Annotated in this window: 20 protein-coding genes and 1 tRNA gene; 15 read left to right on the top strand and 6 right to left on the bottom strand. The window is 35.8% G+C overall.

Annotation, left to right across the window (positions count from 1 at the left end; all coding sequences use genetic code 11):
- Window positions 1-63: 63 nt before the first annotated feature.
- A complete protein-coding gene (locus tag EWU22_RS08620) occupies window positions 64-528 on the bottom strand; it encodes an Lrp/AsnC ligand binding domain-containing protein (RefSeq protein ID WP_109322930.1) in 465 nt (154 codons plus the stop codon).
- Window positions 529-935: 407 nt separating this feature from the next.
- On the opposite strand from EWU22_RS08620, the gene EWU22_RS08615 reads away from it, so the two are divergent.
- From EWU22_RS08615 to pgi, 3 genes are read left to right on the top strand one after another with little or no spacing between them, the layout of a single operon-like run.
- Entirely contained in the window at window positions 936-1,571 is a 636-nt protein-coding gene (locus EWU22_RS08615) for a peroxiredoxin (protein ID WP_109322929.1), read from the top strand.
- A 33-nt stretch (window positions 1,572-1,604) separates the two neighbouring features.
- Complete coding sequence (locus EWU22_RS08610; RefSeq protein WP_161566819.1) at window positions 1,605-2,369, top strand: glycoside hydrolase family 25 protein; 765 nt, start codon at window positions 1,605-1,607, stop codon at window positions 2,367-2,369.
- Between the two features lie 5 nt (window positions 2,370-2,374).
- On the top strand, window positions 2,375-4,021 hold the full coding sequence (gene pgi / locus EWU22_RS08605) for a glucose-6-phosphate isomerase (RefSeq protein ID WP_130925215.1): 1,647 nt from the start codon (window positions 2,375-2,377) through the stop codon (window positions 4,019-4,021).
- A gap of 48 nt (window positions 4,022-4,069) precedes the next feature.
- Here the strand turns inward: pgi and hisS are convergent, their stop codons facing one another.
- Window positions 4,070-5,428: a histidine--tRNA ligase gene (gene hisS, locus EWU22_RS08600; protein ID WP_130925214.1), complete on the bottom strand. Its 1,359-nt coding sequence runs from the start codon at window positions 5,426-5,428 to the stop codon at window positions 4,070-4,072.
- A gap of 89 nt (window positions 5,429-5,517) precedes the next feature.
- Between hisS and EWU22_RS13495 the strand changes: the two genes are divergently transcribed.
- From EWU22_RS13495 to EWU22_RS08550, 11 genes are all read left to right on the top strand, one after another.
- Window positions 5,518-5,661 (top strand): hypothetical protein, encoded by a 144-nt coding sequence (locus EWU22_RS13495; protein WP_193495299.1) that lies wholly within the window; start codon window positions 5,518-5,520, stop codon window positions 5,659-5,661.
- 87 nt (window positions 5,662-5,748) lie between these two features.
- Window positions 5,749-6,504, top strand: coding sequence for a 3-keto-disaccharide hydrolase (locus EWU22_RS08595; RefSeq protein WP_109322925.1), 756 nt, complete (start codon window positions 5,749-5,751; stop codon window positions 6,502-6,504).
- A 61-nt stretch (window positions 6,505-6,565) separates the two neighbouring features.
- Complete coding sequence (locus EWU22_RS08590) at window positions 6,566-7,330, top strand: class I SAM-dependent methyltransferase (protein WP_109322924.1); 765 nt, start codon at window positions 6,566-6,568, stop codon at window positions 7,328-7,330.
- Between the two features lie 4 nt (window positions 7,331-7,334).
- Window positions 7,335-8,630: an aminopeptidase P family protein gene (locus tag EWU22_RS08585; RefSeq protein ID WP_130925213.1), complete on the top strand. Its 1,296-nt coding sequence runs from the start codon at window positions 7,335-7,337 to the stop codon at window positions 8,628-8,630.
- A 216-nt stretch (window positions 8,631-8,846) separates the two neighbouring features.
- Complete coding sequence (lepA, locus tag EWU22_RS08580) at window positions 8,847-10,634, top strand: translation elongation factor 4 (protein ID WP_109322922.1); 1,788 nt, start codon at window positions 8,847-8,849, stop codon at window positions 10,632-10,634.
- 72 nt (window positions 10,635-10,706) lie between these two features.
- Entirely contained in the window at window positions 10,707-12,317 is a 1,611-nt protein-coding gene (locus EWU22_RS08575) for a 2-oxo acid dehydrogenase subunit E2 (RefSeq protein ID WP_130925212.1), read from the top strand.
- Window positions 12,318-12,378: 61 nt separating this feature from the next.
- Window positions 12,379-13,242: an ATP phosphoribosyltransferase gene (gene hisG, locus EWU22_RS08570; RefSeq protein WP_130925211.1), complete on the top strand. Its 864-nt coding sequence runs from the start codon at window positions 12,379-12,381 to the stop codon at window positions 13,240-13,242.
- 4 nt (window positions 13,243-13,246) lie between these two features.
- Window positions 13,247-14,515: a histidinol dehydrogenase gene (gene hisD / locus EWU22_RS08565; protein WP_394364567.1), complete on the top strand. Its 1,269-nt coding sequence runs from the start codon at window positions 13,247-13,249 to the stop codon at window positions 14,513-14,515.
- Window positions 14,512-15,561, top strand: a complete 1,050-nt coding sequence (hisC, locus tag EWU22_RS08560; RefSeq protein ID WP_130925209.1) for a histidinol-phosphate transaminase — start codon at window positions 14,512-14,514, stop codon at window positions 15,559-15,561. The genes hisD and hisC overlap by 4 nt, the downstream gene beginning before the upstream one ends.
- 4 nt (window positions 15,562-15,565) lie before the next feature.
- The gene (locus EWU22_RS08555; protein WP_109322917.1) at window positions 15,566-16,087 is read left to right on the top strand and encodes a hypothetical protein; all 522 of its coding nucleotides are present in this window, start codon (window positions 15,566-15,568) and stop codon (window positions 16,085-16,087) included.
- A 50-nt stretch (window positions 16,088-16,137) separates the two neighbouring features.
- Window positions 16,138-16,211: transfer RNA gene (locus EWU22_RS08550), tRNA-Ala, on the top strand.
- 194 nt (window positions 16,212-16,405) lie between these two features.
- Here EWU22_RS08550 and nspC read toward each other — a convergent pair.
- The 4 genes from nspC to EWU22_RS08530 form a co-directional block, all read right to left on the bottom strand.
- Window positions 16,406-17,554, bottom strand: a complete 1,149-nt coding sequence (gene nspC, locus EWU22_RS08545; RefSeq protein WP_231962835.1) for a carboxynorspermidine decarboxylase — start codon at window positions 17,552-17,554, stop codon at window positions 16,406-16,408.
- Window positions 17,544-18,758, bottom strand: coding sequence for a saccharopine dehydrogenase family protein (locus EWU22_RS08540; RefSeq protein ID WP_130925207.1), 1,215 nt, complete (start codon window positions 18,756-18,758; stop codon window positions 17,544-17,546). Before EWU22_RS08540 ends, nspC begins: the two co-directional genes overlap by 11 nt.
- A 61-nt stretch (window positions 18,759-18,819) precedes the next feature.
- Complete coding sequence (locus EWU22_RS08535) at window positions 18,820-19,335, bottom strand: C40 family peptidase (protein WP_130925206.1); 516 nt, start codon at window positions 19,333-19,335, stop codon at window positions 18,820-18,822.
- Complete coding sequence (locus tag EWU22_RS08530) at window positions 19,328-22,654, bottom strand: UvrD-helicase domain-containing protein (protein WP_130925205.1); 3,327 nt, start codon at window positions 22,652-22,654, stop codon at window positions 19,328-19,330. Before EWU22_RS08530 ends, EWU22_RS08535 begins: the two co-directional genes overlap by 8 nt.
- A 101-nt stretch (window positions 22,655-22,755) precedes the next feature.
- On the opposite strand from EWU22_RS08530, the gene EWU22_RS08525 reads away from it, so the two are divergent.
- Window positions 22,756-24,405: a CTP synthase gene (locus EWU22_RS08525; RefSeq protein WP_109322912.1), complete on the top strand. Its 1,650-nt coding sequence runs from the start codon at window positions 22,756-22,758 to the stop codon at window positions 24,403-24,405.
- Window positions 24,406-24,418 lie beyond the last annotated feature (13 nt).

Here is a 24,418-nt window from a genome sequence, read left to right as displayed (position 1 = left end):
GTTACAAAATTACAAAGCAAAATTTAGTTTTGTAAGCATTTAATTAGAACTAATCTAAATAACCTAAAATAATGGTGTATTTCTAATTAAACTCTCTTCTAAAGAGATGAAAGTCTCTGTGCGTTGAATACCAGTTACCCGTTGAATTTTATCGTGCAGTACTTCTCTCAAATGCTGGGTATCTCGACAAATAATTTTGGCGAAAATGGAATATATACCTGTTGTATAGTGAATATTGACCACTTCAGGTATTTTTTCTAATTGCTTTGCCACATCCTCGTAAAGCGAACTTTTATCTAAGTAGATGCCTAAAAATGCTGTGATGTCCCAACCAATTTTTGAATAATCAATTAATAGCTGAGCACCTTTAACGATCCCTAAAGCTTCCATTTTTTTCATTCTAACGTGTACAGTCCCACCAGAAACATCCAATCGTTGTCCAATTTCTGTATAAGGGAGGTTAGAATCACTCACTAAAATTTCTAAAATTTTATAGTCTAATGGGTCTAGGTCAAATTTTTTATCCATAATATTTTCAACAAATTGATATTATTTTTAAAAATTACTCAAAAAAATTATAATTTCTTTAAATTATTTTGAAAAATTAAAAATGATTTCTAATTTTGTCTTATAATAGTTACAAAGGTAAATATTATTTCACTGTAGGGTGATGAAATTGGCAGACGTGCCCTCCTGTCTCGGGGGTGGTGAGTTCGGGATAAACGTAGCGTAATGGGTTGACCACTAAATCAGTTCTGCGATATGGCTAACCGCACCTTGGAGGTTCGAATCCTTCTCCTACAGCATTTTTATTATTTGGTTTTTAGTTTGTTGATGAAGTGTAATGTTAAAAGCAATTCTATTTTAGGATTGCTTTTTTATTTGATAATTAGTCTATAAATTCGGTAGATAAATCACCATAAACACCTATCATTATGTCATTAAGATTAGGAGATATCGCGCCAGATTTCAGCGCTGAAACAACACTTGGACCTATTAATTTTCACGAATGGATTGGAAATTCATGGGTATTATTTTTTAGTCACCCAGCTGACTTTACGCCTGTTTGTACTACTGAGTTAGGAAAAACCGCATTACTTAATGGAGAATTTAGCAAAAGAGGTGTAAAAGCTATTGCTATTTCAGTCGATAGTTTGGATTCACACAACAAGTGGGTTCCAGATATTGAAGAAGTAAATCATGTGGAAATGAACTTCCCAATTATCGCAGATCCAGAGAAAAAAGTCGCATTGTTGTATGATATGATTCACCCCAATGCATCAGAAAAAGCTACAGTTCGCTCTGTGTTTATTATTGGGCCTGATAAAAAAATCAAATTGACGTTAACCTATCCAGCATCTACTGGTAGAAATTTCACAGAAATTTTGCGTGTTATTGATTCTTTACAATTAACAGCTAATTATCAAGTAGCTACACCGGCTGATTGGGTAAATGGAGAAGATGTTATTATCACTCCTGCCGTTTCAAACGAGGAAGCTCTTACTAAATTCCCAAAAGGATTTACAGCAGTTAAACCATATTTGAGAAAAACACCACAACCAAATCTATAAGATTTTGTAAATTTGGTTATTCCAACCAAAAAATTGAAGAAAAAGAGAATCCAGCTTATTGTTAGCCTCGTTGCAGTGTTTAGCTTTTGCTGGATTCTTTTTTCTTATATAAGTTCACTAACGGATGATGAAGGACATCAATTTTCCTATAGTGATGCTATTCAAATAGAAGTTCCTCAAAAGCACCCAATTCACGGTATTGATGTATCACATCATAATGGAATTGTACCTTGGAACCATCTCACGGAATTAGAGATTTTCGATACGGTATCTTTGAAATTTGTTTTTATCAAAGCAACAGAAGGTCGGAGTTTACAAGATCCCAATTTCCAAGTTAATTGGCGAAAGGCCAAACAAAAAGGATTAACTGCCGGAGCATATCATTTTTACATACCTACCAGGGATCCCATTGAGCAAGCTAAAAACTTTTGTAAGATGGTCCAACTTCAAGAAGGTGATCTCCCTCCTGTTTGTGATATTGAAGTTACCAATAGCGTGAGTCACAAAAAAATCAGAAAAGATATCAAAGCATTTTTGAATTATTTAACCGATTACTATCATACCAAACCAATCTTATATACCAATACACGGATGTACTCTGATTTATTTAATAATGAGGAGTTTACTGATTTCCCTTTATGGTTAGCTAGCTATGAAACCAATACCATTGTAGATGCGGATAATCTGCGTTTTTGGCAATACAGTAAGCATGGCAAGCTTGAAGGGAATTCCAAATCTTGGGATTATAATGTATTTTTGGGAGATCATTCCGAATTTGCTTCCATGCTAATCAAATAAATACCATGCTATCCACGATTAATTTTACCCAAACCACTGCCTACCAAAAGTTATTATCAGACAAAAAGCGTTTAGAATCTAGTTCTATTTCAGCTTTATTTCATGCTGATAGCGAAAGACAAAAAAAATACAGTTTGTTCTTTCAAAATATTTTGATCGATTATTCTAAAAATATCCTTGATGCTGAAACTTTCGAACATTTAATTGAATTAGCGAAAGAGTGCCAATTGGAATCGGCCATTCAAGCTCAATTAAATGGTGAAGCCATTAACCAAACGGAAGGAAGAGCCGTTTTGCATACTGCTTTAAGAAAACCAAAAGGACAATCACAGCTATTAAATGGTGTAGATATCAATGCAGATATTCATCAGGTGAGAGCTCATATGAAAGAATTTACTGAGCAAGTAGTTTCAGGAACTTGGAAAGGATTTACAAATAAGAGCATCACTGATGTTGTCAACATCGGTATTGGAGGTTCTGACTTAGGTCCTGTCATGGTGACAGAAGCGTTGAAACCTTACAAAACACATTTGAATGTACATTTTGTAAGTAATGTGGACGGTACACATATTGCTGAAACACTGAAAAAAGTAAACCCAGAAACTACTTTATTTTTAATTGCCTCTAAAACATTCACTACACAAGAAACCATGGCCAATGCTTTTACGGCGAGAGATTGGTTCCTGAAAACAGCTAAGGATGAAGCAGCAGTTTCGAAACATTTTGTTGCCTTATCAACAAATAAAACCCAAGTTGAAAAATTCGGTATAGATTCTGCCAACATGTTCGCATTCTGGGATTGGGTTGGTGGAAGATATTCCCTTTGGTCTGCCATTGGTTTGTCTATTTGTTTATCCATTGGTTACGACAACTTTGAATCTCTTTTATCAGGAGCACATGAAATGGATTTGCATCTTGCCAATACTCCACTAGAAGCTAATGCACCCGTTATTTTGGCCCTTCTGGGAATATGGTATGTGAATTTTTGGAATGCTCCTACGCAAGCCATTTTACCGTACGACCAATACATGCATCGTTTTGCTGCCTATTTCCAACAAGGTGATATGGAATCCAATGGTAAAACAGTTGATCGAACCGGAAAGCGCGTCAATTATGCTACTGGCCCTGTAATTTGGGGTGAACCTGGTACCAACGGTCAACATGCCTTTTACCAATTGATCCATCAAGGTACCCAAATGATTCCTGCCGATTTTATAGCTCCTGCTAAAACGCATAATCCAATAGGTAATCACCATACACTTTTGATGTCCAACTTCTTTGCTCAAACGGAAGCGTTGATGAATGGAAAACCATTAGAAATCGTTAAGTCCGAATTAGTTAAAGCTGGTCTAAATGAGTCAGAAATAGAAAAACTTGCTCCATTTAAGGTTTTTGAAGGAAATAAACCCACTAACTCCATCTTGGCGAAAGAAATTAATCCTGCCACTTTAGGAGCTTTAATTGCCATGTATGAGCACAAAATTTTTGTACAAGGAGTAATCTGGAATATTTTCAGTTACGACCAATGGGGTGTGGAATTAGGAAAGCAATTAGCTAATTCGATTTTGCCTGAATTGGAAAATGAAGATAAAATCCAAAGTCATGATAGTTCAACCAACGGATTGATCAACCAATTTAAGGATTGGAGATAATCAAAGGGGATACCAATGAAAAAGGCTAGTCTTTCAACTAGCCTTTTTTTATTTTATTTTTTCGATTAAGTCTTGCAGACTGAGCAATTCCTGCTCACCACTATCCATATTTTTTAGATTCATTTTATTTTGAGCCATTTCTTGTTCGCCTAACACAGCTACATAAGGAATCTGCTTTTTATCGGCAAATTCAAAAGGCTTCTTGATTTTAGCCACTTCTGGATAAATTTCCGATGGAATTCCTTGTTTACGTAATTCATTTACATATTGAAAAGCCTGTGTTTGTCCAGCCTCATCAAAATAGGCAAACAATATTTTAGATCCACTAAAAGGTATTAAAGGAAAAAGATTTAAAGCATCCATGACATCAATCATGCGTTCAATGCCGAAGGACAAACCTACGCCCGACATATTTGGTAAGCCAAAATCAGTTGTCAAGTTATCGTATCTTCCACCTCCTGCAATTGACCCAAAAGGAATATCGACAGCTTTACCTTCAAATATTAATCCAGTATAATAACTTAAACCGCGTGCTAGACGATAATCAAAGATGATATTGGTATTTACAAATCCATTTTGTTGAATGAATCGTAATACGTCTTCAATTTCCTTTAAACCTGCCAAACCTTGGGTATTACCGTTAAAGAAAGTCGTTAATTTATCGATCTTAGCTAAGTTATTTCCTTCAAATACAATCAAATCAGCTAAAACAGCGCATTGCTCAACAGTAAATCCTTTTTCTACTAATTCTTTAGCAACTGCATCCCAACCAATTTTATCCAATTTATCAATTGCTACAGCAAAATCGACAAAATGCTTATTCATCCCAAGAACATCTACAACACCAGCTAAAACCTTTCTAGAATTTATAACTAGGTTAGCTTTGAGGTTTAAGGAATTAAAAATGGCTTGGAATAAAGTAATTAATTCGGCTTCATTCAGTAAGGAATTAGATCCAATAATATCTGCATCACACTGATAAAATTCACGATAACGACCTTTTTGGGGTCTATCTGCTCTCCAAACGGGTTGAATTTGATACCTCCTAAACGGAAATGCCAAATCATTACGATTCATGGAAACAAAGCGGGCAAATGGTACGGTTAAGTCGTACCGTAAGCCTTTTTCACTGACTTTATACGTAAATTTCTTACTACCTTCTTGAAAATCCTGTTCTGATAATTTGGAAAGATAATCTCCTGAATTTAAAATTTTAAACAATAATTGATCTCCTTCATCACCATATTTGCCTGTCAATGTAGATAAATTCTCAATGGCTGGAGTTTCTATGGCTTGGAAACCAAATTGTTCAAAATGCTTTCTAATGATATTGAAAACATAATTTCTTTTGGCCATTTCTTTGGGACCAAAATCTCTTGTACCTCTTGCGTTACTGGGCTTTTGCATAATTTCAAAAAACAAATTTAATTAATCGGGGCTTATTATTTGATTAATAAACGATATTTCGTATTTTTGCACACCAAATTTATCAAGACATGGCCGTAACTAGACTAAAACGTAAAGACAGAAGAAATCACGCAGTAGCGAATAATAAAGTATCTGCTATCAAAATTTTAAAGCAGAGACCGATTATCAAATTGGTAGATGTAGAAGAAATCAAAGCAAGTTTCGCTAAATAAGCATTATTTCAGTAAAGAGAAACCGGTATATACCGGTTTTTTTTTATCCAAAAATTGCTGTAATTTGATTTTCTAAATCCATTATACATGAAAAAAATTACTTTCATTTGCACCACTATTTTAGCAGTAGGTGTATTTAGCTTACAAGCACAAGACCACAGATTCATTGAAGAGAATCCAACCAAACCAGACAAAACTGAATTTTGGGATCCAGAAATCCGCGTAGTTAGTCCTGGTAAAACACCTTCAGACGCCATTGTATTATTTGATGGTAAAAATTTAGATAACTGGGAAACTGTCAAAGACGGTAGTCCAGCAAAATGGAAAGTAGAAGATGGAGCCATGACCGTTGTAAAAGGGGCTGGACATATTTCTACCAAACAAAAATTTACCAATTACCAGTTGCATATTGAGTGGCGCTCCCCTATTGAACCTGAGACTTTGAAAAGTCAAGGTAAAGGGAATAGCGGTATTTTTATGCAAGGAATGTATGAAGTACAAGTATTAAACTCTTACCAAAATAGAAGCTATCGTAATGGACAAGCAGGAAGTATTTACAAACAATCTGCACCATTAGTTAATGCTACTTCACCAATGGGAGAATGGAATACGTATGATATCATTTATACTGCTCCAAAATTCACCATCAATGGTGGAATTGATACTCCAGCCTATGTGACAGTTATTCACAACGGAATTGTGGTACAGAACCATACGAAAATTCAAGGAACTACGGAATACATTGGGCAACCTAAAAACCCAGTTCATGGTCCTGGTCCTATTAGTTTGCAAGATCATGGTAATCCAGTTAGTTTCCGTAACATCTGGATTCGTGAAATGTAATTATTAATTCATTATTTTAGGGAAGGGTTTTCTAAGAAAATTCCTTCCCTTTTTTTATCCTATGAAATACCTTATAAGTTGGATTTTACGCCATATTCCTAGAAAATACATTCAGTTGGTGGCCCACCAATTGCTAAAAGCATATAGTATATTCTTAAAAGGAAATAAAGTCCACTGCCCTATTTGCCAAGAGAATTTTTCCAAATTTTTACCTTATGGCAGATTGCATCCTAGAGAAAACGCCTTGTGTCCATCTTGTTTAAGTTTAGAAAGACATCGATTGATGTATCTTTTTTTACAGAAGGAAACTAGCTTTTTCCAAAGTCAACCTAAATTATTACACATAGCTCCAGAATATTGTTTCATAGACAGATTTGAGAAATTATTAGGCGACAATTACATTACAGCGGATATCGAATCACCATTAGCTAAAGTAAAAATGGACTTACATGATATTCCATTTGAAGACAATACCTTTGATGTGGTGTTTTGTAATCACGTGTTAGAACATGTTCGCGATGATGTTCGTTGCATGCAGGAAATTCGACGAGTTTTAAAGCCTGATGGATTCGCCTTATGCCAGAGTCCACAGCGATTGGACTTAGCTACCACCTACGAAGATGCGAGTATTACCGATCCTAAGGAAAGAGAAATTCATTTTTTACAAGATGACCATTTACGTATTTATGGTCGTGATTATGGTACTCAATTAGAAAATTCAGGATTTCAAGTAAATCCTATCAACATGATTGAAAAAATCGGACTAGATGAAAGTAAAAAAATGGCTTTACCTCTAGGCGAAATTATATATCTATGCCACAAATAATACCATGAGATACGAAAAACTTCCAGCTCAGCTGTACATCAACAACCGTCAAAAATTAATACAACAATTAGCACCCAAATCCATCGTGTTAATTTGTTCCAATGATATCATGCCAACCAATGCTGATGGCAGTATGGGTTTTAAGCAAAATTCTGATTTATTGTATTTATCAGGCTTGGATCAAGAAGAAACTATCCTTCTTTTGTATCCTGATGCTCCAGAAGACCATTTAAAAGAAATAGCTTTTGTCAGAGAAACGTCTGAATTAATATCTATTTGGGAAGGACATAAATTCACCAAGGAAGAGGCTCAGGGTATATCTGGAATTAAAAACATCCAATGGACTCGGCAATTTGAATCCATTTTACAAACATTAATTTATACCGCTGAAAATATCTATTTGGTAGATAATGAGCATATAAGAAATAGTTCAACGGTGGAAACACAAAATGCACGTTTTACTAAATCTTTGCAAGCTAAATATCCTACTCATAGCTATAAGCGTCTTGCTCCTATTACGAATACCATTCGTATGAAAAAGGAGATGGATGAAATTATGGCGATGCAAAAGGCCATTGATATTACTGAATCGGCTTTTAGACGAGTATTGAAATTTACTCAACCTGGAGTAACTGAATACGAAATTGAAGCAGAATTTATCCATGAGTTTATTCGATTAAAAGGAGATGGTTTTGCCTACACTCCTATCATTGCATCAGGTGCTAATGCTTGTGTATTACACTATATTGAGAATAAAGAGGTTTGTCAGGACGGTGATGTGATTTTGTTGGATGTAGGTGCAGCATATGGAAATTATAATGCCGATATGACTCGAACTATACCGGTAAGTGGGAAATTTAGTCCAAGACAAAAACAGGTTTACCTGGCTGTTCATGATGTATTAAATTTTGCTAGTCAATTAATGCGTCCATCCATTTATTGGGTTGATTATCAAAAAGAAGTGGAGCGGTATATGGAAGGGAAATTGATCGACTTAGGTCTGTTTTCACGTGCCGATGTTGAGAAACAAGATAAAAATGCCCCATTATTTAAAAAATATTTCATGCATGGTGTAGCTCATCATTTAGGCTTAGATGTGCATGATGTTTGGGATAAATACAAACCATTTGAGGCGGGGATGGTTTTAACCTGTGAACCAGGTATTTATATTCGAGAAGAAGGATTAGGTATAAGGTTGGAGAACAACTTGTTAATTACTTCAACTGGAACAGATAATTTAATGAAACACATTCCAATTGAATGGGATGAGATCGAATCCATCATGCAATCGAAGATCTAACCAACGAATTGCCATTTTATTCGATTTAATACACTAATAATTAGCTTAGCATGTGGTTTGTCAGCTTTGGCTTACCTATCTTTGTAAGGTGGAAATATACTTTCCTAGTATTGATTTTAAATAGACGGAATGTCATGGTAAATATGAATTCCAATTGCCAAGAATAAGAATTAAATACATCGATTCCATTTCTAGGTAAAACATATATTAACATAAATGAAGAACCTTCGTAATTTTTGCATCATCGCCCATATTGATCACGGAAAAAGCACCTTGGCCGATCGATTAATTGAATTCACGAATACAGTTCAAAAGCGAGATATGATGAATCAGCTTTTGGATGATATGGATTTAGAAAGAGAGCGTGGAATTACTATTAAATCTCATGCTATTCAGATGCAATATCCCAAAGACGGGGAGATTTATACATTTAATTTAATTGATACACCTGGCCACGTCGATTTCTCTTATGAAGTTTCTCGATCCATTGCTGCTTGTGAAGGTGCATTATTAATTGTTGATGCGTCTCAAGGTATAGAAGCGCAGACCATTTCCAATTTATATTTGGCAATCAATCACGATTTGGAAATCATTCCAGTCTTGAATAAAATAGACTTGCCAGGTGCTATGCCTGAGGAAGTTTCGGATCAAATTATTGATTTAATTGGTTGCAAAAAAGAAGATATCATCCATGCTTCAGGAAAAGAAGGTATTGGAATTCAAGATATTTTAGATGCCGTAGTTACCCGCATCCCAGCTCCCAAAGGAAACCCTGAAGAGCCCTTACAAGCGCTAATTTTTGATTCAACATTTAATTCCTATCGTGGAATAGAAGTAATATTCCGTGTATATAATGGTGAGATACGAAAAGGAGATCGTGTTAAATTCATGAATACAGGAAAGGAATACTTTGCCGATGAAATCGGCACACTTGGATTAGAGCAAGAACCTAAGTCAATTATTAAAACGGGAGATGTAGGTTATCTTATTTCAGGTATCAAAGAGGCAAAAGAAGTTAAAGTAGGTGATACTATTACCCATGTAGCTAACCCATGCAAATCTGCTATTCAAGGATTTGAAGAGGTAAAACCTATGGTTTTTGCAGGTATCTATCCAGTAGAAACATCTGAATTCGAGGATTTAAGAGATGCCATGGAGAAGTTGCAATTAAATGATGCTTCATTAGTTTGGGAACCAGAGACATCCATGGCTTTAGGCTTTGGGTTTCGTTGCGGTTTCTTGGGCATGCTGCACATGGAAATTGTACAGGAACGTTTAGAGCGTGAGTTTGATATGACGGTGATTACTACTGTACCGTCAGTAAAGTTCAAAGTTTTAACAACTGCGAATGAGGAATTGTGGGTATCAGCACCGAGTGATTTACCTGAACCCAATTTGATTAACATCATCGAGGAACCATATATTAAAGCTCAGATTATCACCAAATCAGAATATACAGGTGTTATTATGAGTCTTTGCATGGATAAACGTGGAATTTTAATTAATCAAATTTATTTGACCACGGACCGAGTAGAACTTACTTTTGATATGCCTTTGTCGGAAGTAGTATTTGATTTCTTTGATCGTTTAAAAACCATTTCCAGAGGTTACGCGTCTTTGGATTATGAATATAAAGGATATGAACCAGGTAACATGGTTAAATTGGATATCATGTTAAATGGTGAAAAAGTAGATGCATTGTCAGCAATCGTACATCGTGATAAGGCCTACGATTGGGGAAAACGTTTATGTGAGAAATTACGTGAATTATTACCTAGACAACAATTTGAAATAGCTATTCAAGCAGCTATTGGTCAAAAGATTATTGCTCGTGAAACAGTAAAAGCTTTAAGAAAGGATGTACTTGCCAAATGTTATGGTGGTGATATTTCTCGAAAAAGAAAGTTATTAGAAAAGCAGAAGAAAGGTAAAAAGCGAATGCGTCAAGTAGGTAATGTAGAAATCCCACAAGAAGCATTCATGGCAGTTTTAAAATTAGATTAATCAAATATTTTTACATAATAGTTTTCGAAACAAGCTTCTAAAGCTTAATTTTGGATTTTTAAAAATAAGATAATGGCTGAAGTAATTAGAATGCCCAAGATGAGCGATACCATGGTTGAAGGTGTGATCGCTAATTGGCTAAAGAAAGAGGGTGATGTAATCAAATCTGGTGACATTATTGCTGAGGTAGAAACCGATAAGGCAACAATGGAGTTGGAAAATTACGAGGATGGAACATTATTATATATTGGAGTTAAAGTAGGCGAAGCGGTTCCTGTTGATGGAATTATTGCCATCGTTGGTACTCCAGGTGAAGATTACTCTAGTTTATTAGCTGGTGCACCAGCAGCTCCAGTTGCGGCTGTGGAAGCTAGTCCTGCACCTGAAGCAGCTCCTATAGCTGCCGCTCCTGCTGCACCTGCAGTTGATCTAAGTTCAATTCCTGCAAAAGCAGTAAGAATGCCAAAGATGAGTGATACTATGGTGGAAGGTGTCATAGCTAAATGGTTAAAGCAAGTAGGTGATGTAGTTAAATCTGGTGATATCATTGCCGAGGTTGAAACTGACAAGGCTACTATGGAATTAGAAAACTATGAAGATGGAACTATTTTATACATTGGAGCCAAAGAAGGTGAAGGTGTCATTGTAGATGGTATCATCATGATTGTGGGAGAACCAGGAACTGATTTTCAACCAATCTTACAACAAGCAGCTACCCCAGCTGCACCAGCGCCTGCTGCTCCTGTAGCGGTAGCTGCTCCAGCGCCTGTGAAGGAGGCTCCAAAAGCACCTGAAGCGAAGGCTACAACTTCTGGAATACAAGCTGATTCAAAAGGTGGAATAATTAAAGCTTCTCCCCTAGCTAAAGCATTAGCGAAAGAAAAGAATATTAATCTTAATTGGTTACAAGGAACAGGTGATGGTGGAAGAATAACCAAATCTGACGTTGAAAACTACAAACCTAACGCGGGTGGAGCTACGGGTAACTTCATTTCTGGAGAAGAGAGTTTCGAAGATATTCCTAATAGCCAAATGCGCAAGACAATCGCTAGACGTTTGTCTGAGTCTAAATTCAGTGCTCCAGAGTTTTATCTAACCATGGAAATTAACATGGATAAAGCCATGGAAGCACGTGTTAGCATGAATGAAGTATTGCCTGTCAAAATATCATTTAATGACATGGTTATCAAAGCGGTAGCTTTATCACTCGTTAAACATCCAAAAGTTAATTCATACTGGATGGAAGATCGAATTCGGGTTAATAAGCATGTTCACATTGGAATGGCCGTAGCTGTAGAAGATGGATTATTAGTGCCAGTTATTCGTTTTGCAAGTGAGAAATCCATTGCACAGATTTCTGCGGAAGCAAAAGAATTAGGTGGAAAAGCTAAAAACAAACAATTGCAACCTAAAGATTGGGAAGGTAATACATTTACTGTCAGCAACTTAGGCATGTTTGGAATTGATCAATTCACATCTATTATCAACTCTCCAGAATCATGTATTTTGGCTGTAGGTGGTATTAAAGAAACAGTAGGTGTAAAGAATGGTCAATTCTATGCAACTAATATTATGAAATTAACCTTGACTTGTGACCATCGCGTGGTAGATGGTGCAACAGGTGCTGCTTTTTTACTAACATTAAAACAGTATCTAGAGGATCCCATTAAGATGTTTATCTAAACAAAAATAATGGCAAGCCTCGAAAATTTCGGGGCTTGTCTATTTTAGGAAAAATACGAATATGAGCAATACCAACATAAGAATCGCAGTTCAGAAATCAGGAAGATTAAGTGACGATTCATTGAAATTATTTAAAGAATGTGGAATTAAGTTTGAGTCGGGCGGATCTAAATTACGCTCAATCTCAAGCAATTTCCCAATAGAGTTTTTATTCCTTAGAGATGATGATATCCCTGGATATGTAGAGGATGGAGTAGCTGATTTAGGAGTTATTGGTCTGAATGTATTAGAAGAAAATCGTAAAGACGTTGAGATTGTTAAGGAATTAGGATTTTCAAAATGTCGCTTATCCTTAGCTATCCCAAGAAATGAGGTATATACAGACTTAAGTTATTTTGAGGGAAAAAATATAGCAACCTCCTACCCTAACTTGACTAATACTTTTTTAAAATCAAAAGGTGTTACTGCTCATACACATGAGATCTCAGGTTCAGTGGAGATTGCACCAAGCATAGGACTAGCGGAAGGAATTTGTGATATTGTTTCTACGGGTGGAACACTTTTAAGCAATGGATTAAAAGAAGTCGCAGAAGTATTTAAAAGTCAGGCCGTATTGATTTCCAACAAATCATTAACTGCTGAGAAGACCAGCATTTTAGATAAACTTACTTTTCGAATTGATTCAGTACAAAGAGGTCAAAATGCCAAATATGTTGTTTTAAATGCTGAAGAAAAGAATTTAGACAAAATCATAGCGCTATTACCGGGAATGAAATCTCCATCTCGAGTTCCTCTCGCTGAAAAAGGTTGGTATTCTTTACATTCTGTTATTTCTGAAAATGATTTCTGGGAAATCATCGAGTCTTTGCGAGAAGCTGGTGCTCAAGGAATTTTAGTGTTACCTATTGAGAAAATGATTCTTTAGTATGATTCCTTTTATTAAATATCCTTCTGTAGACACCTTTGTTCAAATTTGTCAAAGACCCAGCCTAGATGCCCAATCTTTGGATCAAATCATTGAAGGGATATTCACTCAAGTTGAAACTCAACAAGATCAAGCTTTGCGCGATTTAACGTTGAAATTTGAAAAAAGGGAAATTCAGGACATTTTGTATAGCCAACAGGAAATATCTGAATTAGCAGATCAAGTTCCTGCTTCGTTGAAAAAAGCCATTCAGCAAGCTTATGCTAATATTCATACTTTTCATGAATCTCAGCAGTTTGTATCTCAAAAAATAGAAACAAGCCCAGGAGTGGTTTGCTGGCAAAAAGCTAGTCCAATTGAAAAAGTGGGTATCTATATTCCAGGTGGAACAGCACCTTTGTTTTCTACCATATTGATGTTGGCCATTCCTGCCCAAATAGCAGGCTGTAAGGAAATTGTTTTATGTACACCAGCCGTTCATCCAGCCATATTTTATACGGCACAACTATGTGGAGTCACCAAAATGGCAAAGGTGGGTGGAGCGCAAGCTATTGCAGCTATGGCTTTAGGTACAGAATCCATCCCAAAAGTTTATAAGATTTTTGGTCCTGGTAATCAATATGTGACCGCTGCTAAAATGTATGCGAATCATAAAGGAATAGCCATTGACATGCCTGCTGGACCTTCAGAAGTGGCCGTATATGCAGATAAGATGGCCAATCCAGCCTATGTAGCTGCAGATTTATTATCACAAGCTGAACATGGAGTTGATTCTCAAGTATTTTTAGTGGCATTGGAAGAAGCATTCATTGAAAAAACACAAAAGGAATTAGAAAAGCAAGTACAGTTATTGGATAGGAAGGATTTAGCTTTACAAGCCTTGACTAATTCTAAGGCTATTTTGGTGAAAGATAGACATGAGGCCATTCAACTATTGAATGAATATGCCGCTGAACACTTGATATTAGCCTGTGATCAACCAGAGGAATTTGCTGATCACATTGTGAATGCAGGGTCCATTTTTCTAGGTAATTTTACCCCAGAGGCAGCTGGAGATTACGCTTCGGGAACCAATCATACCTTACCTACCAATGGTTTCGCGAAAGCTTATTCAGGTGTAAACTTGGCGAGTTTTCAGAAAAAAATTACACTTCAAAGTATCAGTCAAGCTGGCTTAGAAGTTTTAGGTCAAAGTATCATTGACATGGCAGAGGCTGAATCGTTACAGGCGCATGCTAATGCCGTGGCAATTCGATTAAATACACGTTCATGAATTATCAATCCATCATTTTACCACATATTTGGAATTTGAAACCTTATTCATCAGCTAGAGATGAATTTAAAGGTAAGGAAGGTATATTTTTAGATGCAAATGAAAATCCATTAGGCTCTCCCCTTTCAGAAAATTGGAATCGTTATCCTGATCCCATGCAATGGGAAATTAAGGAAGAGTTGTCTGATATTAAGCAAATTCCGGCAGAGCAAATATTTATTGGAAATGGATCTGATGAAGCTATTGACCTGATTATCCGAATGACTTGTGCTGGACAGGCCAATTCCATTATTCTATGCCCGCCAACGTATGGGATGTATGAAGTGAGTGCATCTATTAATCATGTCAACATTTTATCCGTTCCACTAACAAAGGAATATCAATTAGACGTTGAACAAATATTGTCGACTGTCAAAGAAGACACACGGATAATCTTTATTTGTTCACCGAATAACCCAACAGGAAATAAAATTAATCGAAGTGATATTTATCAAATCATAGAGAAGTTCCAACAAGGGTTTGTCATCATAGATGAAGCCTATATTGATTTTTCCGATGAACCTAGTTTCATTACTGAATTGGATAAATACCCCAATGTAATTGTCATGCAAACGCTTTCAAAGGCTTATGGATTGGCCTCTTTACGTTTGGGAATGGCATTTGCAAATCCACAAATAATTCAAATTTTAAACAAAATTAAGCCCCCATATAATATTGGAGGTGCCACTCAAGCATTGGTTTTAGAGGCTTTAAGGAATAGAGATTTTTTAATTAATTCTATTCAACAAATAAATCATGCAAAAAATACGTTAATTTCAAAGTTGGAAGCTATGCCTCAAGTGATTCGTATCTTTCCTTCACAAGCTAATTTTATATTGGTTAAAATGGAAAAGGCGCAAGAGTTATTTGATTATTTAATTTCACAACAAGTCATTACTAGAAACCGTTCTAATGTGACTTTATGTGAAAGTTCCATCCGAATTACAGTTGGTCTACCAGAGGAAAACGATATACTAATTCAAAAGATGCAAGAATTTTATTCTTAACTATATGTTTAAAAAGAGCCTTTTCATCCTTTTATTTACTTGTCTCTCCAACTTTGCTTTTGGGCAAATTCAAGAATGGGCTTCTGGTTTCAGAATTGGTGAACCAGGGGGATTCATGGCTCGGAAATATTTAAGTAATGGAATTAATGCCGTAGAAGTAAATATTGGAGCTTATGGAGGCTTGTGGGGAACAGATAGAAACTATAAGGATGGAACGTTTAAGAATATTGGATTTACCATGAATGCCTTGTATCTATGGCATCATCCCACTTTAGTAAATTCCGATATCCATACCTATTATGGCTTTGGCCCACAATATACATCTAGGGATTTGTATACTAAAGGTAGTACTACTCCTACTAATAATGGCGGATTTGGGGCAGCTGCAGTAGGTGGAATTGAATTCTATCCTGTTGATGCACCGAATTTATCTTTCTTTGGTGAGATCGGTTTTTACAATGAAATAGCTCCCAATCCATTCTTTTTCCACGTTCAAGGTGGCATAGGCGTTCGGGTTAATTTTTAGGCCATATTGCATTTTAGATTAAAAATCATGACATTTGCAATCCGTAAAAGGGGGATGTAGCTCAGTTGGCTAGAGCGCTTGCATGGCATGCAAGAGGTCGTCGGTTCGAGCCCGATCTTCTCCACTGGTGAAATGTAGATTGAAGAATGTAGAATGAAAATTCAGTTCTTCGATCTACATTTTTTTGTTGGGGAAGTTTTCAAATAGACTTGTCAATGAAATTTGAGCTAGAGATTCGCCCAAGAGATTTGTCAAATTTCAAAAATTTGACAAATCTAAACGGAAATAGCTGCAAATTCAATCATAGAAATTGATAATCTACAATCGATCTTTAAACGACTCGTAACCGAAACTCTTAAATAACACGAAGTTCTGATCCTGATCTAATTTACCAATGCTTGGTAAGTTAACACCATTGAAGGTTGTCGTTTTCACCATAGTATAATGAATCATATCTTCCAAAATGATTTCATCTCCTATTTGTAAGGGTTCATCAAAAGAATAGTCACCATAATAATCTCCAGCTAGACAAGTCATGCCTCCAAATCGATACGTTGGCTTTCCAGCAACTGGTTCTGAATCAGCAAATCGAATTCGGGGTTTATAAGGCATTTCTAAAGTATCAGGCATATGTGCCGCAAAAGACACATCTAAAATAGCTACATCAATTCCTGCTGAGTGAACTATATCTAAAACAGTTGACTTTAGAAATCCAGTTTGCCAGCCTACAGCTGATCCTGGTTCTAAAATAATCGATAAATTAGGGTATTTAGTTTTAAAGCGAGTCAGAACTTGAATTAAATGATCTACTTGATAATCTGCTCGCGTTATCAAATGCCCACCTCCGAGATTTAACCATTTTATCTGATGTAATAAATCACCAAATTTTTCATTAATAACAGCCAAGGTTCTCTCCAAAACGAAAGAATCATTTTCACATAAAGTATGTGAATGTAAACCTTCTATTCCTTCTGGCAATGTTTCTCCAATATCAGACCGACGAATTCCCAACCTAGACCCAGGAACACAAGGATTATACATGTCTGTTTCTACTTCAGCATATTCGGGATTAATACGAATTCCACATGATATCCCCTTTTGTGCCGCACGATGATAAAACTGCTGATATTGATTCAGCGAATTAAAAGACAAGTGACTTGTATAAGAAGCTAATTCTTCAAATTCCTTTTCCAAATAAGCTGGTGAATAGACATGGCACTTCACCTTCATTTCTTCAAAAGCCAAACGAGCTTCATGCAATGAACTAGCTGTAGCTCCTGCTAAATACTGACGTACCAAAGGAAATTCATGATAAAAAGAGAATCCTTTTAAGGCACATATAATTTCAATACCTGCTTCTTGTTGAACTCGTTGAAGCAATCTAAGATTTTTCAGCAACAAGTTCTCTTCTAAGACAAAACAAGGAGAAGGTATGGCAGGAAATACTGCTAGAGGTCTAATACTCATGTGGAAGTGTGATATTGTGCAATTCATGCCATGGTAAGCCATGAATATTTAACATCTCCATAAACGGATCTGGATTAAACTCCTCTACATTATATACTCCAGGTTTCATCCATTCTCCCTGAATCATTAAGCTAGCACCAATCATGGCTGGAACCCCTGTTGTGTAGCTAACTCCTTGCGCCTGAACTTCTTTGTAGCATTCAGCATGGTGACAGTTATTATACACATAATACGTGGTGTCCTGTCCATCTTTAAGCCCCTTAATCTGACAACCAATGGAAGTCTGGCCAGAATAATTCTCACCTAATGTTCCAGGCTCTGGAAGTACAGCTTTCAAAAATTCCAATGGGACAATATCCATACCATTGAATTTAATTGGCTGTATAGAAGTCATCCCAACATTTTGCAATACGTCTAAATGAGTTAAATAAGCCTGACCAAATGTCATCCAGAAGCGAGCTCGCTTCAATGAAGGAAAGTTTTTAGTTAAAGACTCTAACTCCTCATGATATAATAAATAGGATTCCTTTGGTCCAATATTGGGATATTCGATAGGTTTATGAATGGACATAGCATCAATTTCTACCCATTGACCATTTTCCCAATATTTACCTTTTTGAGTAATCTCCCGAATATTAATTTCCGGATTAAAGTTAGTAGCAAAAGCTTTACCATGATCTCCAGCATTACAGTCGATGATATCTAAATAATGCATTTCATCGAAATAATGCTTATTAGCATAAGCTGTATAAACACCCGTCACCCCCGGATCAAAACCACAGCCCAATAATGCCATTAATCCCGCTTCTTTAAATCTTTCTTGGTAAGCCCATTGCCATGAATATTCAAATTTGGCTTCATCTTTAGGCTCATAATTGGCCGTATCCAAGTAATGAACTCCAGTAGCTAAACAGGCATCCATGATGGTTAAATCTTGATATGGCAAAGCCACATTGATGACCATATATGGCTTTTCCTCTGTAAACAACTGGATTAATTCTGGAACAGAATCCGCGTCAACCCGACGTGTTTTAATTTCGATTGGAAGCCCAATGTTTTTTGCTTCTAGAGCAATGGCATCACATTTTGATAAAGTTCTTGAAGCCAATACCACTTCAGAAAAAAACTGGGGATTCATAGCGCATTTCTTCACTACCACGTTTCCTACACCACCTGCACCAATTACAATTACCTTTTTCGACATAGTTTTATTTAAAAAGAATGCAAAAATACATCAAGAGAAGCTTTTATCCTTCAAGCTTTGATTAATTTTTAAATGGACGTATAATTTTCACATAACTTACAAGCCAATATTTGGTGTACAAATTATCTTCCCGAACACCTTTGGAAGTACTTGCATGAAGAAAATAGACTTCATTGGCAGATTTAATCTGAGAAATTATACCCGAATGATTAATAACTTTTGCCTGACCGGTGGCAAAAAAAATCCAATCACCAACTTGAGCTTCTTGAATGGAAACAGGTAAACCAAATTGAGCTTGATCTTTGGAAAGTCGAGGAATCTGGTAAAGTTGATCTGTATAAATTCTAAACAACAAGCCCGAACAATCCATTCCCTTTCGATCAGTACCGCCAGTACGATAAGGAACTCCTTTATAAGACATTCCTGATTGAATAATTTGATCTACTTCACGAATAGAATAATTGTTTTCAATGGTTTCTTTCTTGGATATGCCTAAAAAGCGAATGGTCTTTTTCCAAACTGAACAGGATGAAACAAGAAAAACAATAGATAAAATACAAACAACTCTTTTAAACATAATTCACTTCTTTATCTTCTGTGTAAATAATGGCCCCTTTTACAACAGGATAACCCATTTGTCGCAAAGCTTCACAGTAAGAATTTACTTGAATAATATGTTTATCATCTTTTTTACCCGTTTTATAGTCGACCACAACCAATGAATCTTGCTGTCTAATAACGCGATCTGGTCGAATCATATTTCCGTTTGGCATTAAAATATCTTCTTCTGAAAACAAGAGTTCTCCTGGCTTGAAAAATTGCTTAATATCTTCTATTTCAAGTAATTCTAAAACTTCTGGCAAAAACTCCGCTTCAGTTAATTCTTCGTATGAATTCAATTTTTCCAATTGATCATGAATAATTTTGCCCCTCTCTCGCTTTTCTTTGGCTAATGTATAAAGATCTGTTTGCGAAGATTTGATCCTCAATAAAGGTTTTGTAGAAGTCTTTGCATTCAAAGCTAAAGAAATCGGCAAATTGCTTTTTGTTGCTAATGATTTACTAATAAATAACTCCGATTTACTGATTAAATAATAGAGGCTATTTTCAACATATTCTGGTTTCACAAAAGCGGGTAATTCATCAGAAGAAGTTTTAAGCGTTTCTACATATTTCATTAATAATTGTCCAATAGATTGCTTAAAAGTTAATTGTGTTTTCGAGTGCGCATCAGGACTAGGTTCCGCCAATAAAATATGTAAATGCTGTTTTGCGCGAGTGCTAGCTACATATAACATATTCAAAGCATCTAAAAATATGGCATCAATTTCCTTTTGTTTTTGAAGCGCTAAATCAGGAAACAAATCCAGGTCACTGGCATTAGCCCTGGCATAAAAATAAGGTAATTGCCCCTTTCCATTCAATTGAAAAACATCTACTTCCTCAGCTAGTTTAAACCATATTTTATCCCTTTCACTTACTTGATGTGTCCATGCGGCAAAAGGTAATATGACAACTGGATATTCCAAACCTTTAGATCTATGTATACTAGTAATGGTAATGGCATCAATATTTTCTGGGCATGAAATACTAAAACTATGCTTATTAAGATCAAAATACTGAACAAAGTCAGCTATCGATGCCGTATTTTTCAGTGTATATTCCTGAATAATATCTAAAAACTTAAGTACATATTCTGATCCTTCTGATTGATTAAATAAGTCGAATATTCCGATAAGTTGATACACCATATCAAACAGGTTATCCTCTTTCCAATTTATATTGAATGAAACGTCATAGTAAAGTTGTAAATATTGGTCTAATATAATTTGTTGATTTTTGGCATATTTACCATGCTTTTGCAGATAATCAAGTGCTTCTAATGAAATCGTTTTTCCATGAACATCTGCCAATGCATAAGCGGCTTCAAAAAGCAATAATTGCTTTTCCTTATCTTCTTTCATTTTCAATATGGCTAAAATGAAAGTCACAAGTGATGAATAATAAACCAAAAGGGAGTCGGCAGAAATGACAGGATACCCCGCTTCTTTTAATTGCAAAGCAAGAAAATTTGACTGCTTATTTTTCCGAGTTAATATGGCAATATCCGCCAATTTAAAACCCAGTGATAAATTATATTCAATCAATTGAACAACTTGCTCAAGCATCCAAGAAGATTCTAAGTCCTTGTTTTCAAGCGTATTTACAGGTTTTTGAAAAACCAAGAGATCAACTTGGCCAGATAGATCTTGAGAAGAAACCTGGGGAATTTGAGTCATAAATTGCCCATAAACAGGTTCCAATAATGCGCAAATACTTTGATATTCCTGCTGCTGAGAAATCCAAGTAAACAAAGCATTATTAAACTCAACTATTTCTGGAGCACTTCGGTAATTACTTTCTAACTGATTTAATTGAATCTGTTGGACCAGATAATCATAGCGAACTTGATCTAGTTCTGTGTTATTAATTTTATTTCCAATCAATTCAGGATTTTTGGCCGTTAATGACGCTATTAATCCCACCTCCCCTCCTCTAAATTTATAGATAGATTGTTTTGCGTCTCCTACTAATAAATTACGTTTCCCTAATGAGACCGTATTTTCCAACAAAGGCATGAAATTCTTCCATTGCAAAATAGAGGTGTCTTGAAATTCATCAATCAAAATATGGAAATAACGATCCCCTAGTTTTTCATAAATAAAAGGGACTGGGTCCTTTGATATTATTTCGTTAATCCTGCGTGCAAACTCCGAAATAGAAATACTTGACTGCTCATTTTGATATACCTGATATTCTTCATTGATGGAAGAAATAAGAGCTACCTTCTTTAAATCCTTGGCCACCAACTTGAATAACAAATAGCGTGAGATTTCATCATCATACAGTTGAAGAAACTCCTGAGCATATTCAGTCAATTGATCTGAAATTCCTTCAATATTTGATTTAGTAATTGGGTCTACTTTGGAAGAATACCACTTATTCTGTTCTACAGCCTTACGCAAAGTGGAATATGCTTCCAATTTTAAACTTTGACCCGTCGCCAATCGTCTAAACGTATTGATAGGCCCTTTGGCGCCACCTGTTAATTCAGCATCTGAAATATGACTTGATTCTACTAATTCAATAATTTGGTTGGCAATATGTACTACTTGAGATTCTAATAACTTTATTCTTTCATAAATTTGACTTTCAATTTGGATAAAATCCGCCATGGAGAATACATCCATTTCGTCCTTAATTCTAAAGTAATTCTCATTAAAAGTAATCTGTAAGAAATCAGTTAAACTTTGTCTAATTCGATTCCAATTTCGCCCATCCGTTACTTCTTGTCGAGCAAAGGAAAGCACCAATTCTGTTAAATTCTTATCTCCAGTTTGATTAACCTTATCCAATAATTGATCCATCAAATCATTCATCAAAGTTGGAATATCCAAAATCACTTCAAATTGACTAGGTAAATGAAGTTCTTCCACAAATGAACTACTTAACCTTTGAACAAAGGCATCAATGGTCATCACAGAAAAAAGTCCATAATCTTGAAGAATTTGCTGTAAAGTAACAAAAGAGCGAGTTGCTAATTCTTCCAGACTTACATCTATCCCATCTTGGGCTAAATCATGTTGAATTCTGGCCAACAACTGCTTTGATTCTGAACTACCCTTTTCTGGAATTCCAACAAAATCAGGATAAGCCGAAATACCAGACAATGCTTTAATGATTCTTGTGCGCATTTCCTCGGCAGCTTTGATGGTAAATGTTACTGCTAGAATGCGACGAAAGTACCCTCGAGGTTCAACTTCTCGTAATGATAATTTTAGGTACTCCAATGTTAGCGTATAGGTTTTACCGGACCCTGCAGATGCAGAAAAGAGTTGTAAAGGTGAGGCTAACATGAAAAAACTGTTTAGAATGCAAGATAAAATAAAAATAGGATTAATTCGGTGTGCCTTTTATTGCTATCTTTGTTTCCCGTAACCAAACAAACAAATTCCCAATGTCAGGTAAAGGGACCACAAAGAAATCAAAGTACATTTTCGTTACGGGTGGAGTAACTTCTTCATTAGGTAAAGGCATCATAGCGTCTTCCTTAGCCAAACTTTTACAGGCTCGAGGTTTAAGCTGTACCATTCAAAAATTCGATCCATATATTAATATTGATCCAGGAACATTAAATCCCTACGAACATGGGGAATGTTATGTAACCAATGATGGTGCTGAAACTGATTTAGACTTAGGCCATTACGAACGATTCTTAAACACGCCAACGAGTCAGGCGAATAACATTACTACTGGTAGAATCTACCATAATGTCATTACTAAAGAAAGAAGAGGAGATTATCTAGGTAAAACTGTTCAAGTAGTTCCTCATATTACCGATGAAATCAAAAGAAACATTTTGCTCTTGGGTGAAACTGGAAAATTTGACATTGTAATTACTGAAATTGGAGGCTGTGTAGGAGATATTGAATCTTTACCATTCATAGAAGCTGCACGTCAGTTAAAATGGGATTTAGGTGAGAAAAATACCTTATTTATCCATTTGACATTAATTCCATATTTAAGCTCTGCTGGAGAATTAAAAACTAAACCAACACAGCACTCTGTAAAAACGTTATCAGAATCAGGTATTCAACCTGATATCTTAGTTTGTCGTACAGAACATCCTTTACCTCAAGAGATGAAGCGCAAAATTGGTTTGTTCTGTAACGTGACAGAACAAGACGTAATTGAAGCGATGGATGCTGAAACGATTTACGATGTACCTTTATTGATGAAGGAAGAGCGTCTGGATAGTCGTGTTTTATATAAATTAGATATCTACAATGATAAGGATTCCAATTTAGTTAATTGGAAAAACTTTTTGTCGAAATTAAAAAATCCAAAATTCGAGATTTCCATAGGTCTAATTGGTAAGTACGTAGAATTAAAAGATTCATATAAATCCATAGCAGAAGCATTTATACATGCGGGTGTGGCTAATGAGATTAAAGTAAATGTCAAATGGATTTCTTCTGAAACAATGGATGAGGAAAATATCCAAGATACATTAGCAGGTCTAGATGGTATTTTAGTAGCTCCAGGATTTGGAGAAAGAGGTATTCAAGGGAAAATTAATGCAGTTAAATATGCTCGAGAAAACAAGATCCCATTCTTAGGTATCTGTTTAGGAATGCAATGTGCAGTCATTGAATTTGCTCGCAATGTCATTGGTTTAGATGATGCTCATTCTTTTGAAATGAATCCCGAAACACCTTATCCTGTGATTGATATCATGGAAGATCAGAAGAAAATCTCTGAAAAAGGTGGAACCATGCGATTAGGAGCATATCCATGTAAAATAGAAAAAGGTACTTTGGCTCATAAAATTTATGGTAAAACTTCTATTCAGGAACGCCATAGACACCGCTATGAATTCAACAATAATTTCTTAGACCAGTTTCATCAAGCAGGAATGGTTACATCAGGGCTTAATCCTGATAGTAATTTGGTGGAAATTGTGGAATTACCGAATCATCCATTTTTTGTTGGAGTACAGTTTCACCCGGAATATAAATCTACCGTAGAAGCACCTTCTCCCCTGTTTGTTCATTTTGTTAAAGCGGCATATCAACATGCTGTCCCTTTTATTAAAAATTCAAAATAGTATTTAGATATAT

The sequence above is a fragment of the Aquirufa nivalisilvae genome (assembly GCF_004307455.1).
Classification (GTDB): domain Bacteria; phylum Bacteroidota; class Bacteroidia; order Cytophagales; family Spirosomataceae; genus Aquirufa; species Aquirufa nivalisilvae.
The sequence above is the reverse complement of the archived record's forward strand: the minus strand, read 5'-3'. Positions and strand labels throughout refer to the sequence as shown.